The 16,476-nt window shown below is 40.5% G+C and carries 12 protein-coding genes and 1 tRNA gene; 6 read left to right on the top strand and 7 right to left on the bottom strand.

Annotation, left to right across the window (positions count from 1 at the left end):
• Nucleotides 1-770: 770 nt before the first annotated feature.
• The 4 genes from A4S05_RS32910 to A4S05_RS32895 all read left to right on the top strand — a co-directional run bounded on the left by A4S05_RS32910 (nt 771) and on the right by A4S05_RS32895 (nt 5,558).
• On the top strand, nt 771-3,020 hold the full coding sequence (locus tag A4S05_RS32910; protein ID WP_069073969.1) for a PAS domain-containing sensor histidine kinase: 2,250 nt from the start codon (nt 771-773) through the stop codon (nt 3,018-3,020).
• Nucleotides 3,021-3,081: 61 nt separating this feature from the next.
• Nucleotides 3,082-3,153 (top strand) — tRNA-Lys (locus tag A4S05_RS32905).
• 484 nt (nt 3,154-3,637) lie between these two features.
• The gene (locus A4S05_RS32900; RefSeq protein WP_069073968.1) at nt 3,638-4,621 is read left to right on the top strand and encodes a DUF1517 domain-containing protein; all 984 of its coding nucleotides are present in this window, start codon (nt 3,638-3,640) and stop codon (nt 4,619-4,621) included.
• 556 nt (nt 4,622-5,177) lie between these two features.
• Nucleotides 5,178-5,558: a calcium-binding protein gene (locus A4S05_RS32895; protein WP_069073967.1), complete on the top strand. Its 381-nt coding sequence runs from the start codon at nt 5,178-5,180 to the stop codon at nt 5,556-5,558.
• Nucleotides 5,559-5,561: 3 nt separating this feature from the next.
• Here the strand turns inward: A4S05_RS32895 and A4S05_RS32890 are convergent, their stop codons facing one another.
• The 3 genes from A4S05_RS32890 to folB form a co-directional block, all read right to left on the bottom strand.
• Nucleotides 5,562-6,122 (bottom strand): sugar O-acetyltransferase, encoded by a 561-nt coding sequence (locus A4S05_RS32890; RefSeq protein ID WP_069073966.1) that lies wholly within the window; start codon nt 6,120-6,122, stop codon nt 5,562-5,564.
• 196 nt (nt 6,123-6,318) lie between these two features.
• The gene (locus tag A4S05_RS32885) at nt 6,319-7,605 is read right to left on the bottom strand and encodes a GGDEF domain-containing response regulator (protein ID WP_069073965.1); all 1,287 of its coding nucleotides are present in this window, start codon (nt 7,603-7,605) and stop codon (nt 6,319-6,321) included.
• 808 nt (nt 7,606-8,413) lie between these two features.
• Nucleotides 8,414-8,782: a dihydroneopterin aldolase gene (folB, locus tag A4S05_RS32880; RefSeq protein ID WP_069073964.1), complete on the bottom strand. Its 369-nt coding sequence runs from the start codon at nt 8,780-8,782 to the stop codon at nt 8,414-8,416.
• 167 nt (nt 8,783-8,949) lie between these two features.
• On the opposite strand from folB, the gene menD reads away from it, so the two are divergent.
• Complete coding sequence (menD, locus tag A4S05_RS32875; protein WP_069073963.1) at nt 8,950-10,707, top strand: 2-succinyl-5-enolpyruvyl-6-hydroxy-3-cyclohexene-1-carboxylic-acid synthase; 1,758 nt, start codon at nt 8,950-8,952, stop codon at nt 10,705-10,707.
• Between the two features lie 221 nt (nt 10,708-10,928).
• Here the strand turns inward: menD and A4S05_RS32870 are convergent, their stop codons facing one another.
• Both A4S05_RS32870 and A4S05_RS32865 read right to left on the bottom strand, forming a co-directional pair.
• Nucleotides 10,929-12,617, bottom strand: a complete 1,689-nt coding sequence (locus A4S05_RS32870; protein WP_069073962.1) for an RNA-directed DNA polymerase — start codon at nt 12,615-12,617, stop codon at nt 10,929-10,931.
• A 500-nt stretch (nt 12,618-13,117) separates the two neighbouring features.
• On the bottom strand, nt 13,118-14,002 hold the full coding sequence (locus A4S05_RS32865) for an Rpn family recombination-promoting nuclease/putative transposase (RefSeq protein WP_069073961.1): 885 nt from the start codon (nt 14,000-14,002) through the stop codon (nt 13,118-13,120).
• A gap of 140 nt (nt 14,003-14,142) precedes the next feature.
• On the opposite strand from A4S05_RS32865, the gene menB reads away from it, so the two are divergent.
• Nucleotides 14,143-14,976 carry a 1,4-dihydroxy-2-naphthoyl-CoA synthase gene (menB, locus tag A4S05_RS32860; RefSeq protein WP_069073960.1) on the top strand — a complete coding sequence of 278 codons (834 nt, stop codon included), beginning with the start codon at nt 14,143-14,145 and terminating at the stop codon, nt 14,974-14,976.
• Between the two features lie 127 nt (nt 14,977-15,103).
• On the opposite strand, the gene A4S05_RS32855 is transcribed toward menB, so the two are convergent.
• Both A4S05_RS32855 and A4S05_RS32850 read right to left on the bottom strand, forming a co-directional pair.
• Complete coding sequence (locus A4S05_RS32855; protein ID WP_069073959.1) at nt 15,104-15,418, bottom strand: hypothetical protein; 315 nt, start codon at nt 15,416-15,418, stop codon at nt 15,104-15,106.
• 433 nt (nt 15,419-15,851) lie between these two features.
• Nucleotides 15,852-16,391: a DciA family protein gene (locus A4S05_RS32850; protein WP_069073958.1), complete on the bottom strand. Its 540-nt coding sequence runs from the start codon at nt 16,389-16,391 to the stop codon at nt 15,852-15,854.
• Nucleotides 16,392-16,476 lie beyond the last annotated feature (85 nt).

The following is a 16,476-nucleotide window of genomic DNA, read 5'->3' as shown; positions in this document are numbered from 1 at the left end:
AAGACGAAGGCGATCGGCTTCTTTCAGAACACCAAAGTAATCTCAGGGAAGCTGTTGTCAGCTATCAAAACCATAAGCAACCTTGAAAAATATTCCTAAATAAATATTCTAAAAAAAGGCGTGCTACTTCTCTTAGTAGCACGCCTTTTTTAGAAAATATTCCCTAGAAAACCTGATATAGCAGAAGGCAGAAGGTAAAAGTATTACTATTCCTAGCCTTGGGGTTTTCAAAGTGTCCTAACCTATGTGGCTACGGCTATAAGAAGAATTCAGAACTCAGGAGTCAGAATTCAGAATTGAATTGGAGTCCGACTGGGTAATGAATATTGGTTTAAAGCCTTGCCCGCAAGTGGCGCGAAAAAATTAAAATATTCTCACCTTAAAACTCCATCCTTGTATGGGTAGAGTATTCAGAATTCTGACTCCTGAATTCTGACTCCTGACTCCTATTTTATTAAGAATAATAAATTTAATTCACATATACTGATACTTGCACTTAGATATATGCAAAAATCGTTAAAAACCGTTAAAAATCAATTTTAGGAAGTTTGCCCTAACCTGCAAATGTATTTTCGCCTTCAAAAAGCAGGATTTGTTAAGCTGACTCCTATTTAGCTTTCCTAGATTTCTGACAAGAAGTAGAGAAAGATCCAAATTTCAATGAGCAACGGCTGACAATACTTTGCTATAGGCGCTAAAGTGCATCTACTACAAGCTTAACGATCAGAGAGCGCCTAGAAGAGTCAGTAATACAAGAGTGGGACTCTCGCATGAATATAAATCCAGCAGAATCAACTATGGAGTTGACAAAATTATCACCACCTCAGATTCTCTTCGGCACAGAAGTAGATGAGAAAAGTAGTAGTGAGCAGTTTCTACTAAGCATGTACGATTCTGTGCAGGCATCAATCTTCGTAGTTGATGTTCTGGAGGACGGAGATTTTCGATATGTGGCACTTAATCCCACTCATGAGCGGTGGATAGGCATTTGCTCAGATGAGCTTCGGGGCAAAAAACCAGAGGATATTCTCTCTCCCATCGATGCCGCAAGGGTGCGTCAGCATTATAATGACTGCGTGCTATTTGGCAAAACTATTTCTTACGAACAATGTTTGCAATTCCAGGGAATTCCCACTTGGTGGAGTACGACTCTTACGCCACTACGAGATGCTAACTCTAGGATTTATCGACTGATTGGTACTAGTAGCAATATCACCTCTGTTAAGCAAGCAGAACAAGGGATCAGATACCAGGCTGAACGAGAGCAACTGCTAGAAGCGATCGCTGGACGAATTCACCAATCTGTAGAATTAGAGACAATTCTGCATCAGACTACAATTGAACTGCGGCAGTTTTTGAATTGCGATCGCGTGCTAATTTATCGCTTCCAGACTGATGGCAGTGGAGTAATCATTGCCGAATCAACTGTAGCTGCTGATGATCTCCTGTTGGGAAAAAACATCATTGATCCCGGCTTCAGTGGCAAACATCCAGAACACTACGGACGAGGTTGTATTCAAGTCATCGAAGATATTGATGCAGCCGGATTGCATCCTTGCGATATAGATTTCCTGGCATCTTTGCAGATTAGAGCCAATCTTGTCGTGCCGATTTTCAAAGAGCAAGATATGTGGGGGCTATTGATTGCCCAGCATTGCCGTGAATCGCGTCAATGGCAGCAAACGGAAACTGACTTGCTAAAGCAGTTAGCAACTCAAATCGGCATTGCTGTCCAACAGGCAGAACTTCATCAGCAGATCAAGGATCTCAAAACTAAGATGGAGTTGCAGAAACAGAAGCATATACAACAGTTGCAGCAGGTGCGAAACTTTGAAGCCTTGGTGCGACGCATGACAGAACAAATCCGCGACAGTCTGGATCAAACTGAGGTATTGCAGACTCTCACCCAGGAATTAGCAGAGTTACTCAATCTTGAACGTTGCCAAATCGAACTTTATAGCACCTGCAAAACCCTGGTAACTATTACCTACGAGTACACCAAAAACTTACCCCAGTTTCAGGGATTGATCAGACAGATTGCAGACCGTCTTGAAGTTTATCAGCCGTTGTTGCAGAAACAAACTTTGCAATTTTTGGAAATTGTGCCTGGATGGCAACCAAACTTGTTAGTTATGTCCCAGATGGCTTGTCCAATTTTCGATACTCAAGGAATTTTGGGAAATATTTGGTTGACAAGACCATCACAAGAGGCTTTTGATGAATTTGAAATTGAGCTAGTGGAGCAGGTAGCAAATGAATGTGCGATCGCCATTCGTCAAGCCCAGCTTTACAAACAAACTCAGGCACAGGTAAAAGAACTAGAAAAACGCGATCGGCAAAAAAACCAATTTCTCAGAACTTTGTCTCAAGAACTGCGGACACCAATAACTAGCATTAGCCTTGCAGTCCAAACGCTTGAAAGTGTCCTCACCCCGGCAGAAATATCAGAGATAGAAATAGTTCCGCAACTCTTGCAAATTCTACATAACGAGTGTGGACGAGAAAGCAAATTAATTAACGACCTACTCACACTCACATATCTCGAAGCCGAACCCGATCCCCCAACTTTGATTCCCATTGACTTTCAAAGTTGGCTTCACCCAATTATCGAGTCTTTTCGAGACCTCACCAACTGCCAGCGACAGCAATTAAACCTGAGTTTTGCTCATGCGCTGCCGCCTTTGGAGACAGATATCACTGATTTGGAGCGAATTGTCACCGAACTGCTCAACCATGCCTGCAAATACACCCCAGCGGGCGAATCTATTACAGTTTCGGCTCACCTGATAGGGAATGCAGTAGAGCTTAATATTACCAATTCTGGGATAGAGCTTACCAGCAATGAACTGTCACGAATTTTTGAGCCTTTCTATCACCTTTCCAAACACGATCCTTGGAAACATAGCGGCACTGGACTGGAATTGGCATTAGTGCAGAAAATGGTCAGACATTTAGGCGGCTCAATTGATGTAGAAAGTGCAGCAGGTCAAACCACCTTCACTGTCAAATTCCCCTTTTAACTGTTTTTTGGTGCGGCACTAGCTAAATTGTCAGAAATTATGCTACTATTGTTATTCGTGTGGGTGACTAGCTCAACGGTAGAGCAGTAGACTCTTAATCTATTGGTTGCGGGTTCGATTCCCTCGTCACCCATCCTTTCTAGCCCTCCAAAATTTCCCCTTGCCTAAATCGAGCAAGTGCCACACTCGGAAATACCCTATTTTCGGGGATAAAGGCCACTAAAGCTTCGACTAATTTAACTAAAAACCCCTCTTGCCTTTTGGCAGTCCAGTCGAATTTTTAGGTTGTCCACTGGACAGCAAATTATTAGAGCGAAAATGCTAGTCCAAGACGTAGCGAAAATTATCCGTAGGCGTAGCCCGTCGTAGATATCGCAAATTTCTGTAATGATGAACATATCTTCAGGTACGGTTCCCCAGTCGAGAAATCCCCCCTGCGATCGCTACCTACCGAAGATAAGACGCGGTAAATTAAATATGTAGCCTCTAAAAATAAATGCTACGTAAATGCTACAAACTCGCTTGCTTGTTACGGGCTGGCGTTAACGACATACCGCAACACTCCTACCAGTATGGGGAGAAATCATAAATAATTTCGTTTTCCAAGCGATTGTATTATGCATAAAAAACTACAACAAACCATCAAACCGCTGTTAAAAACCTTCTTAGCCCTAAGCTTAGTATTAGCTTTGGCTCTTGGTCACGCCGATGGTGCATTAGCAGCCCGCAGTGGGGGTCGCATCGGTGGTGGCTCCTTTAGAGCGCCTTCTAGTCGCACCTATACACCGCGAACTTATGCACCTCCTGGTGGGGGCGGATACTATCCTGGTGGTGGTTTTGGTGGTGGCTTTGGCTTTCCCTTCCTGATTCCCTTCTGGGGTATTGGAGGAGGATTTGGTGGTCTATTTTCCATCTTAATTTTCTTCGCGATCGCTAATTTCTTATTGCAAACTTTCCGCCGCGTCTCTAGCGGTGAAGCAGGAGAAGCAGATTACAGCAGTAACTCTCCGGTTTCTGTAACTCGTTTGCAAGTAGGTTTGTTAGCTCAAGCCCGTGAATTGCAAAATGAACTCAACCACATTGCTGAAACTGCTGATACTAACACCCCAGAGGGTAGAGCAGAAATTCTCCAAGAAGCCAGCCTAGCTTTACTCCGCCATCCCGAATACTTTGTATATGCAGGTGGTGGCACTCAACAAGCCAGTTTGAATTCAGCTGAAGGTCAGTTTAATCGGCTGTCACTGGCAGAACGCAGCAAGTTTAGTGAAGAAACTCTTTCTAACGTCAACAACCAGCTAAGAGAAGCCCTTGCCAAAGATGCTTTACCGCCGGCTGGTGAACTCGACAACCCCACCCGCCTATTTACCGAAGGCCCTGGTGAATACATTATCGTCACTTTACTAGCGGCGACATTAGGTAAGTTTGAAATCCCTACAGCGATTAACAGTGCTGATGATTTGCGTCAAGCTTTGCGCCAAATTGGTAGCATCCCTAGTGACAAGCTTCTAGCAATTGAAGTTCTTTGGACTCCGCAAGCTGAAAATGATACCCTGACATCTGATGATGTGTTGGCAAATTATCCTGATTTGAGACTTGTTTAATCTCTAAGAAATTTCGCGTTTTAGTGCTAAGAAATAACTTGCCATCTTGGTGAAACAAATAAATTCCCCCTTGAGAGCAATAACTAGAAAACCGTTTGTCAATGACAAGCGGTTTTTTGTAGAGCTTATCCGAAAAATGGGTTTAAAACCCTGTGCTTCCAGCACGGCTTTAAAGTAATGAGTAAGGAGTAATGAGTGGATGAAAAACGGGTATCAATACTTGTCGGTTAAGGGGAAAAGGGGAAGGGAAAAGGGGAAAGAAAAAACCTTTAACCTTTACCCTTTAACCTTTTCCCAAAACCCAATTCCGAGTTAAAAATCCAAAACCTGAGCAGTATTGAAACGGGTATTTACTCATTACTTATTAATTATTACTCATTACTCCAGAATCACCGACCGTACCCTTCTCCTGACGGAGAAGCTGCGCGAACGGGAACGCCAAGGGCGAACACGGTGGTGAGGATATCAACCAGTAATCAATATGTATTAGAAAAATTATTCTTAGTCAAAACTTTGGTAGTATTATCAAAATGCATTATACGCAAAGCGTTATCTTATGCCTAGTGTTGAACCCGAAGAAAACCGAGAGCATCGCATTAAAACAGAAATCATTGTAGATGCTGAAGACAAAGAAGACCGGGCTATGGGTTGGTATTATTACCTCGAAGAGACTCTGAATTTTCCCTTTCTGGCTAAATGGACTAAGAAGGGACGCAAATCAGGTTCCGTCGAGGAGAAACAAGTGGAAGTGCTGGGAATGGCCCCAGATGATGAGTGCTTAAAAGATATGTTGGTAGAAGTGGCTTACCTTAATGGTAAAGATGATGATGTATATTCTGCAAAGTTATCTGAAATAATAGCCATTGATGCTGATAGTGAAACTCAAGAAGCGATCGCAGACTGGCTCTATTGGATTGCTAGAGGGTATAAGTTTTAAACTCTAGGACAAATACCGAATGACGCGGCAGGGATTGCCAGCAGCGACAACATTTTCAGGTATGTCTTTGACAACTACACTGCCAGCACCAATAGTTGTATTATCACCAATAGTTACACCTGGACAAATAATTGCACTGCCACCAATCCAGACATTGTTACCAATGTTAATTGGGGCAGCTAATTCTCTCCCAGAAAGGCGAATTTCTGGCTCTATCGGATGATAAGCAGTATAAATTTGTACATAAGGAGCGCATAAGACATTTTCACCAATGTGAACTGGATTGCAGTCTAAAATTACACAGCCATAATTCATATACAATTTGTCGCCAGCGAAAATATTACTGCCATAATCACAGTGAAACGGCGGCACAATTAATACTTTTTCACCAATCTTTCCAAATAATTCTTGCAAAATTTGCTGGCGTTGCTCTTGCTGTTCTTCGGTTGTAGAATTGTAGCTTCGCAACAGACGACTAGCTCGCTTATTTTCGGCAGCCAATTCTGGATCTTCCGCCAAATACAATTCCCCTGCGAGCATTTTCTGTTTTTCGGTTTTTTCCATGACAGACTTATTTTAAAAAGGGACTGGGGACTGGGGACTGGGGACTGGGAAAACTTGGAAGGCATTCAGACCATTACCCAAGTTTTGTTCGCGCAGCGTCTCGTAGAGAAGAAAACTCTTCCTAGTCCCCAGTACCGGAGCGCCGAAGTCGGGGAATCCTGGCGCGACCCGTTGAAGTGGCAGCAGAAAGAACTATTTAACTAAATATGGCATAAGTAGCTTTTCCTTGCCGTTTCGCTCGGTACATCGCAATATCAGCATCTCGCAGCAAAGTTGCAGGCTCCTCATAATTACTAAAATTCCAAGTAATACCAATGCTGGCTGTAGTAGATAATTGATATCCATTCAGGTTAACTGGCGATCGCAATGAGTCTTGAATACGTCTAGCGACATTAGTAGCGTCGGTAATGTCTTTAATATCCTCCAAAAGAACAGTAAACTCATCACCACCAAATCGTGCTACCGTATCGCCACTGCGTAAACACGACTCTAAACGTCTAGCGATCGCTACTAAAAAATCATCCCCTATTCCATGCCCAAAGCGATCGTTAATCTCTTTGAAGCCATCTAAATCCAAAAATAAAACTGCAAAATAATAATCGCTTCTGCGTTTGCTACGTTCAATGGTTTGTCTGAGGCGATCTAAAAATAAAACACGATTCGGTAATGCTGTCAGCCCATCATAAAACGCATTGCGGATCAGTTGCGCCTCTGTCTGTTTACGCTTGGTGATGTCTTGAAAAACTAAAACCGCGCCAGTAATATTCCCTTTTTGATCGCGGATAGGTGCAACATTATCCCCAATCGCTATTTCTTTGCCATCTTTGGTAATCAATGTACAGTTTTCTGGTAGATTGAAAATTTCACCTGCTTCCATTACATAAGTGGCTAAATTTTCAATTGTTTCTCCTACATCTTTGTCAACTAAGTTAACTACTTCTACTAAATCTTTTCCTAATGCTTCACTTTGTTTCCAACCAGTCATTAGTTCTGCAATGGGATTCATCATTTGAATACAACCATTTGCATAAGTTACAATCACTGCACAACCCATACTGTTAATAATTGCTCCTAGCCTCTGTTTTTCTTCGTATAATATTTTTTTACTCTGATGTTTATACAGAGCCATTTCAATGGCAAAATGTAAATCACTTTCAATAAATGGTTTGACTATGTAACTAAAAGGCTCACTTAGCTGATTTTTATTATGTAATGTTTTATATTCTGAACACTCTGTTAAATATACTACAGGTACATGGAAGTGATTCTGGATAATATCCGCTACATGCACACCGTCAATTTCCCCAGCTAGGCAGATATCAATTAATACTAAATGTGGATGAGTTTCTGCTACCTTTTTTATTGCCTCTTCACCAGACTGAGTTATTTCTGAAACTGAATAACCTAATTTTTGTAAACTTTTTCTAATATTTGAGGCTAGGGCTTTTTTATCCTCAACAACTAGGATTTTTCGGGCGAACATGTTAAAACAACCTGTTTGCTAAGGTTCAGATTTTTATTGTGGGTGTCAAACTCAATCAAAAAGTTATTATCTTATCATAAACAATCTCTCACCTACCCTGTTTTCTTGCTTGATATAAATTACTGACTAATGAGCAAATAGTAATGTTATTAACCTCCCATAATTTCTCTGCTTGTCAAAGCTAATTTTGATGATTTCATGCAGCTAATATCATGTCATTAACATCAAAAGTATAAATACCATGTAATTACCAGCAATTCAAAACTGATTTTCAAAAATATGCAATGTTTTTTTAAAGCAAACTAGAGATATTAAGTATAGTATTTATGTAAAAATTAATCAAGAATAAAAGTTGATAGAATGACAATATACTACTTTTATATAAGTTGAAAAAGTTAATATTTTGTGTTGTATATAATGCAATAATGTGCATCTACCAAATTGCTACAAAAAATTAATAATTATCTGGAATTAAAGACTTTAATATCGCTTTGGCTACGAATGGTTTTTGTCTCAATCTTGGTTTAAATTGCCGTCTGAAACTCTCTTAAATTTTGAATGGTGAGTTCAATGATGTTATTTATAACTATTCATCGCTTCTGGTTAATGCTTAATCACAAATCCTGCGATCTGAAAATATGCAAGTTAAATGCTCATCAGCAGATCGCGGGATTTTTTAGTTTTTTGAGAATGAGTGGGTGCTGGGGGCAATAGCAGGAAAGATTCTCTTTGTGAGATACTTCCACGCTCCACCTAAACCCACTTTGTTTGCTGACTTATAGATATTGAAAAAAAACACTTTTGTGTTTTAGAGATTGGACTTACTTTTAGTCAGTTCAATGCTAATTTTGCCACCAAAGTCTGGAATAGGTGCAGCAGGTTTGCTGAGAGTGACTTGGACTTTTGTTACACGATCGCACTCCTGGAGGATAGAATCTGCGATCGTTGTTACCAATTTCTCCACCAAAACAAATTTAGACGTTTTGATCAGATGTTGTATCAAGCTAATGACGCTGCGATAATCTAAAGTGTCTTCGATCGCGTCAGTCTTGGCCGCTGTGGAGATATCCAACCATAACCTTACATCCACCTCAAACCATTGTCCTAGCACCTGTTCTTCTGGTAGATACCCAGTGTAGCCATAGCCGCGAATTCCCGTTAAATGAATGCAGTCCATAAAAGTTTGAAAGCAAATTGGGCATTTTGTAGAAAGTGAAGCAAGTTTGCTTGGAGATTTTCTTTCCCAGAAACTCGCGTGACAGTGTTGGGTTCCATCACCGCATTGATGGATTTTAAATTGAATTTCCCTAGACGAAATCTAAAATTTAAGATTGTTTTATAGCTATGTTTAATTTAATGCCGATCGCCTTTAAAAATGTTAATCAACTTTGGGCTTATATTTTAACAGAGACGCTAAAGCGGTTGGGATTGACTTGTGCCATCATTTGTCCTGGATCACGATCTACACCCTTAGCGATCGCATTTGCTCAACAAGCACCTGAAATTGAAGCGATTTCCATTCTCGATGAACGTTCCGCCGCCTTTTTTGCTTTGGGACAAGCGAAAGCAACCGGACGCCCTGTGGTACTAGTTTGCACCTCTGGTACAGCAGGAGCCAACTTTTATTCAGCAGTCATCGAAGCCTCATATAGTCGCGTACCACTGTTGATATTAACCACCGATAGACCCCCAGAATTGCGAGATTGTCACTCTGGGCAAACTGTAGATCAATTGAGATTATATGGAAACTACCCAAATTGGCAAACAGAGTTAGCCTTACCCTCCGCCGATCTGGGAATGCTAGCTTACCTGCGACAAACGGTAATTCATAGCTGGGAAAGAGCGCAAACTCCTACAAAGGGGCCAGTACATTTGAATATTCCCTTTCGCGATCCCTTAGCGCCTGTACCAGATGGAACCGACTTGAGTTATTTGCGATCGCAGTTTCACCCAGAAGACTTTTTCGCAGGAATAGCAAACCCATGCCCCATGCCCAATGCCCAATGCCCAATGCCCAAAGAGTGGAAAGAATGCGATCGCGGCATTATTATCGCAGGTGTTGCTCAACCGCAGCAACCAGAAGAGTATTGTAGAGCGATCGCGCAACTTTCCCACACTCTCAAATGGCCTGTGCTAGCTGAGGGACTTTCCCCAGTCAGAAATTATGCCGAACTCAACCCTTATTTAATTTCCACTTATGACCTGATTTTGCGAAATCAGCAACTAGCAAAGCAGCTAGCGCCCGAAATGGTGATTCAGGTGGGTGAAATACCTACGAGTAAAGAACTGCGTAGCTGGATAGATGCAACCCAACCGCAACGCTGGGTAATTGACAACAGCGATCAAAATCTCGATCCTTTGCACGGGAGAACGACGCATTTAAGGATATCTATAGAAGACATAAAAGTAGAGGAGGGAAATTTATCTTTATCCTCAAAATATGTGCAGCAATGGTGTGATGCGGAAACTAAGGTGAGGTTAGCTGTTGATCAGACGATGGGGAAAATAGATGAAATCATTGAGAGTAAAGCAGCCTGGTTAATTTCTCAGATTTTACCGCCCAGAACGCCTCTGTTCATTGGCAACAGTATGCCTGTGCGGGATGTGGAATATTTCTGGAAACCGAATAATTTAGGAGTGCGATCGTATTTTAACCGGGGTGCAAATGGCATTGATGGCACATTATCCACTGCTTTAGGAATTGCCCATCGCCAGCAAAGTAGTGTGATGTTAACGGGAGATTTAGCACTGTTACATGACACCAATGGTTTTTTAATCCGCAATAAGTTTGTTGGACATTTGACGATTGTCTTAATCAATAACAATGGCGGTGGTATTTTTGAAATGTTACCGATTGCCAAGTTTGACCCACCATTTGAAGAGTTTTTTGGCACTCCCCAGGATATTGATTTTGCTCAGTTGTGCGCTACTTATAATGTGCAGCATGAATTGATTACTTCTTGGCAACTGTTGCAGGAAAGATTAAACCCGCTTCCAACTAAGGGAATCCGGGTTTTGGAGGTGCGGACAAATCGTAAAAAAGATGCTCAGTGGCGACAGGATAATTTACGAAACTTTGCCGAAGATATTACTGCAACTTAACTAAGCCAATAAATTTTGCTAAATAGAGGGAGAAAATATAGCATTTAGGTGAAAAGTAAGAACCGTTTATAGTATCAAAGTTAAAGATGCTTTATTACAATTGTTTCAAATAATAATGCTGTTCACCCGTATTACTTGATCATGGCTTGAAGCAAAAAGCAAGAAAGAGTGCTGAATAGGGCGCATCAGTTTTAAGTTTTCAAGTAATGAATATTGACTATTTAGTAAAGCATCCAACTACTATCATCAGTTATATGATTAACTTCATCATCAAAATCATAGGGTTTAATTATGTATTGTATTAAATTTTGAACTTGCTTTGTATTATCGTAGAAAGTGACATTATTATCTTTTAAGGCACAAAAGAAAGGATCTTCTGCAATATAGTTATTTTGGTCTATTTGGGGAAAATATCCTTTTATATTTGCCTCATAACATAAAAGCCAATTTTTAGAATATAAATTCTTGTCAGTTAGATCATGTTTTACTATGCTTTCCCATTTTTTAAATTCTAATCTATCTTTAATGACATCATAATTTTGATATAAATCTAAAGCAACAATAGCTACAACAGAATCTTCTAAGTCAGAAATTGCCTGAATTGTTTTTCCTTCAATTGGTATGTTTAGCGTCTTGCTTAACCATAATGCCCATGAAACCTCATGACTATGATTTAGATTACTATGTTTACAAATTAGCGAATTGATTGTACAAGATATTTTTTCTTTATTTAATTCATATCCTAAAATCGAATAGCTAAGTAGTATTTCTGTAGCTATAACTAATGCATTTGGTGCAACCATAATTGATTGTAATATAAATGATTCATAGAGATTCCAATTGTCATGTTTTATACAAATTTTACTGACTTTACGAAGACCATATTTAATTACAAAGTCCTCTGGAAATAACTTTGAATATTCAAATACTTTACTGAAGTAAGTTATGATATCACTATGCTGTTCTACTATATTTTTATCACTAATAGGATATCGTCTCATCTCTGACACCCAAATTGGCTCAATAGATTCGGGAAGCTCAACAATAAAAGTTTTTTCGGAATTATTTTCTAATTCAAACTCTTGAAGTATTTTATGTATTTGAGAAAGTGCAAATTCTGCATCTGAGAGAGAGTTGAAATATAAATAATAATCATCCATATAACGAAATCCATCAAAAATAAAAGGTATTACTTGTTTAAGTCTTTTATCCACGGCAGAACCAATAATTTCTGCTATGATCAATGATGAATCAGTCCCAATAGGAATGCCTAATGTCTGTTGATCTTGTGTATTCCGAACGCAACGATCAATTTTGTTTCCTATTAGAGATTCATTTCTATTTATTTTAGAGATATCTTTCCCGTGAATAGCCCACGGAATACTATGAGTATAAATAGTAGAATAAAATCTCGAAATGTCAGTGTGAAGACAATAAGAATAACCTACTGAACGGATAACCCGCCAATCTAGCAAATCTTTGTAATTGGCAGATACAGCCCGTTCAATAGTTGAATCACTACTAAGGGAAGATTCTATGCCTGGGAAAGGTTCTGTATCTAAGGAATATTCATTCCTTTTTTCACAGCAAAATAATAATGGTTTATATAGAAAAGAAGTTTCAATAGATTCCCTCACCTGTTGCCAATTATCAGATAATGTATTGCATAAAATAATTTGATGGAGAGGATTTGGAATTGCTAAATTGCGACGGGAATATTTACTTTTAGGAAATGAATAATAAGAGCATTTACTAGAAGACTTTTTTGGTGTTTCTTGAACAATGCTATTAATTTTATCTAAATTATTTGCAAGTCCTTCTGTTGTAAATGCTGGCACTAACTCTTTAGGAAAAAAACCGCTTCTAATAAAATCTTCGGTCTGAATAAGAGGAGAATTGGTTTGTATCATTGCACTATGGGTTTAAATTCAATTTCTAGTATATTGTAGCACTATATTTACAGTATTATTGACTATGTATAATAATAAAGAACTAATGTCCTTAGAGGCTGAAACTCTTTCTGTATATTTAAAAAATCTCTACACCTTTATCATTACCTAATCCCGCTATTCAGTAACACTTCCGATCAGACACACAAAGTTTTGCTTAACGTACTTACAGTAGGTTTATTTAAAAAAATCACGCTCTTGGTTCTTCTTTGCGCCTCTGCGTGAGATTTACCCTCTTGGTTGACCTTGTAACCACCCTTCCAAGTCCGCGATCGCAATCTCAATTCCAACAACTTTCTTAAGCAATTTCACTAAATAGTCGTTTTAACAGTCGGAGGAGGAGCGATCGCACTTTTTATTCCATCGTTTCTGATATACCCGCGTGTCTGCAAATGCTTCTTCACTTTGGGAAACTTTATTTGTAGTGCGATGCCCTTCTTCTCTGCGTCTCTTGGTGAAACTTATCCGCTTACTTCACCTTGTAACCACCCTTCCAAATCAGCAAGAGAAGAGAAATCCAACAAAGCATCACCTAAAGCTTCCAACTGTTCCACCGATAACTCTTGAATCTGGGACAGAAGCGCATCAGGAATATTACCCACGCGCCGATTTAATTGTCGTAAAACTATCGCTCTTTCTCCTTCAACTTTTCCTTCCTCTCGTCCTTCAACCTTTCCTTCGATCTTTCCTTCCTCTCGCCCTTCTTCTTTCGCTTCCAGAATAGCCCGTGGTTCTTCCAAATTCAGTCCCAACATCGCTTGAATCTCCTCTCGACTAAGGTTAGAAAACTTGTAAACAATAATCGTCGTAACTAAATCAATTATCGCTTGCTCCGATTGTTGCTGTGCTTGCTCCAACAAAAACCGCGCCCCTTCTACTGCTTCCGTTTCAGAAGTAACATTTGTCAGCAACATCAAACCCAATCCCAAAGGTTGTTCTCGCAAATCCCCCAACTCATCCAAATAAACCCGCCTGATTTGACCACTTTCTAATAAAGCGCGGTGAATCGTTGAGTTAGAAGGTTCCAAGCTGCGAGAAGCAAAAATTATTACCCCAAACCAGTCATCGTAACGGATAGAGTTGCGGTAGAGAAACAAAAACAATTCGCTAAAGAAGCGGTGATATAAGTCTTCGTCCTTCTGAAACTGGACTTCTGCAAAAAAGACGGTTTTGGAAACTGCATTCGCGGGAGGTAAAAACACTCCATCAATCCGAAACGCCGTTTCTTTCACCTCAACCGATTCAAACTGGTAATTTTCCGCTTCTGCGGGTGGTTCATCTACTAATTCAAACAGCAAACCGGGGAATTGCTTAAATAATTTGTAGAAGATGGTGTCACGTCGCATTTTTATTCCTCAACACCCAGACAATTACCAGATTGTAAAGGGTTGAGATACCAATTTTAGCGTAGGCGTAGCCCACCGCAGGTATCGCATGTTCCTACGTCCGCGATAAAATTCTTGAAGCAACAGCGCACTCCATAACAATGCAAATTAACTGGGAAACTGCCAAAACCTACGAAGATATTCTGTATCAAAAAACCGATGGCATTGCAAAAATCACTATTAACCGTCCCCATAAACGCAATGCTTTCCGTCCTGAAACTGTCTTTGAACTGTACGACGCTTTCTGTAATGCTCGTGAAGATACTACTATTGGTGTCGTCCTATTTACGGGTTATGGCCCACACACTGATGGCAAATATGCTTTCTGTTCTGGTGGCGATCAAAGTGTGCGGGGACATGCGGGTTATGTGGATGATACTGGCATCCCCCGCTTGAATGTGCTGGATTTACAACGCCTGATTCGTTCGATGCCGAAAGTGGTGATTGCTTTAGTAGCGGGATATGCGATCGGTGGGGGACATGTCCTACACTTGATTTGCGACCTTACTATCGCTGCCGATAACGCCATTTTCGGACAGACTGGCCCGAAAGTCGGCAGTTTCGACGGTGGTTTTGGAGCCAGCTATCTCGCCCGCATTGTGGGACAAAAAAAAGCTAGAGAAATTTGGTTTCTCTGTCGCCAATATGATGCCCAACAAGCACTAGAAATGGGTTTAATTAATTGCGTCGTCCCAGTGGAACAACTAGAAACCGAAGGGATTCAATGGGCGCAAGAGATTTTAGAAAAAAGCCCGATCGCAATTCGATGTCTCAAAGCCGCCTTCAACGCTGATTGTGACGGACAAGCTGGTTTACAAGAGCTTGCTGGCAATGCCACGTTACTCTATTACATGACAGAAGAAGGGTCTGAAGGCAAACAAGCCTTTCTCGAAAAGCGGCCACCAGATTTTCGCTCTTTTCCTTGGCTACCTTAAAATTGCAAAAATCGCACCCTTTAATGAGGTGCGATTTTTGTAGATGTCAAAATTTACAGCACTAAATATCTTAAAAACAAATCTTATCTTAAGCAGACTACGAACTCTATTCAGTAATAATGGATGACTAAATAACAACTGCTTTAGTCTTTAGCTGTTCGGATATAGAGACATTTATTTCCTCAACAGGGGCAAGAGCAGCATTGTCTAAATCTGAAGCTAGAGATTGACAAGATGTTAAAACTGGGGCTGCATCTGGCAAACTCCAAGCATCTTCCAAGGTTTCCCAAGAAGGTGCAAAAGGTGGGAGCGCCAAAGAGCAAGCCTTCCAAGTTGCTTGAACAGGCGCTCCTAACTGCTGACACGTTCCGCCACGGCGACCTTCTGGCTGGTAATGACGGCAATATCTACAGGCAGATGCTAAAACTTTAATAGGTTTCATTTGGATTAATCTTTAGTGCAGTTCTGGCTAAATTTCATCCTTATATTTTGCTTCTATATATAAAGACGGATAAGAGCCAAAAAGTCATTATTTTCTCTAGGTTTCAGCGATCCCAGGGCAAAAATAAACTTCAGGATGTTTTTATAATCTTGTTATATATTTCAATAATCGTTAGAGTGGTCACCTATAGATTTTGGCTAAAACTTATTAGGGATCAAGACTAAAACTAAAGCTTTTGATTTATCCAGCCTTTTAACTTCCTCCTTAAGGATGGGTTAAACCATAGAAGTTTAGATAAATAGTCTGCTTTGTATACCACACTTGGCATATTTTAACAGGAAAATATCTTTTTTCTCCAAAATCAGAACTATATAAATTCTGCTTAACGAATAATCGCTAAACTATTTTGCTTTTAATTTAGGACTGACTTGCTTCAAAACTGTTTAGCAGCACAGACAGAACAGACTGCCCAGCGCTGGAGTTCGCCGGGTGGGGTGGGAGATTGACACTGGGGACAAAGGGGTAAGCCATGCGATCGCGATCGCATCACCTTCGCCCAATTCCCAAAAGCAGCATTCACATCCTTGGTGGGTGTCATATCAGGGCGGCTAATCTCATCACCAAGGTAACTGGGATGCTCATGGGGCGAAACCGTTTGTTGCTGTTTTCTCTCGACAGATGGATTTTGCCAGCCAGCAGTAGAAAAGCGAATATCAACCAAAGGCGTTGGCAGCTTTTTATTCAACTTTAAAAGCAGAGATGTGCGACCAAAAGTCATGTTTTGCGCCCAAGCAGCACTAGAAGTTGCTACGGACAAAACATCGCGCTGAATTGACAATGGTCGAGTATTTGCGGCAACTACTGGGCCAACAACTTCTGCCCAACACTTGAGCAGAAGTTGAAATGGTTGCTCCTGCCATTTAGCCTGCTTTTCTAGAACGCCTAAAATATCATTTATTGATTTCAACGACATCATTCAAAGTGCTGAGTGAGGAGTGAAGCAGGGAATAGGGTACAGGTTACAGGGTGCAGATTCTTCCCTATCACCTGTCACCAGT

It is taken from the genome of Nostoc sp. KVJ20 (genome assembly GCF_001712795.1).
Taxonomy (GTDB): Bacteria; Cyanobacteriota; Cyanobacteriia; order Cyanobacteriales; family Nostocaceae; genus Nostoc.
Note: the sequence above shows the minus strand (reverse complement) of the source record. Positions and strands in the feature narration are given on the sequence as shown.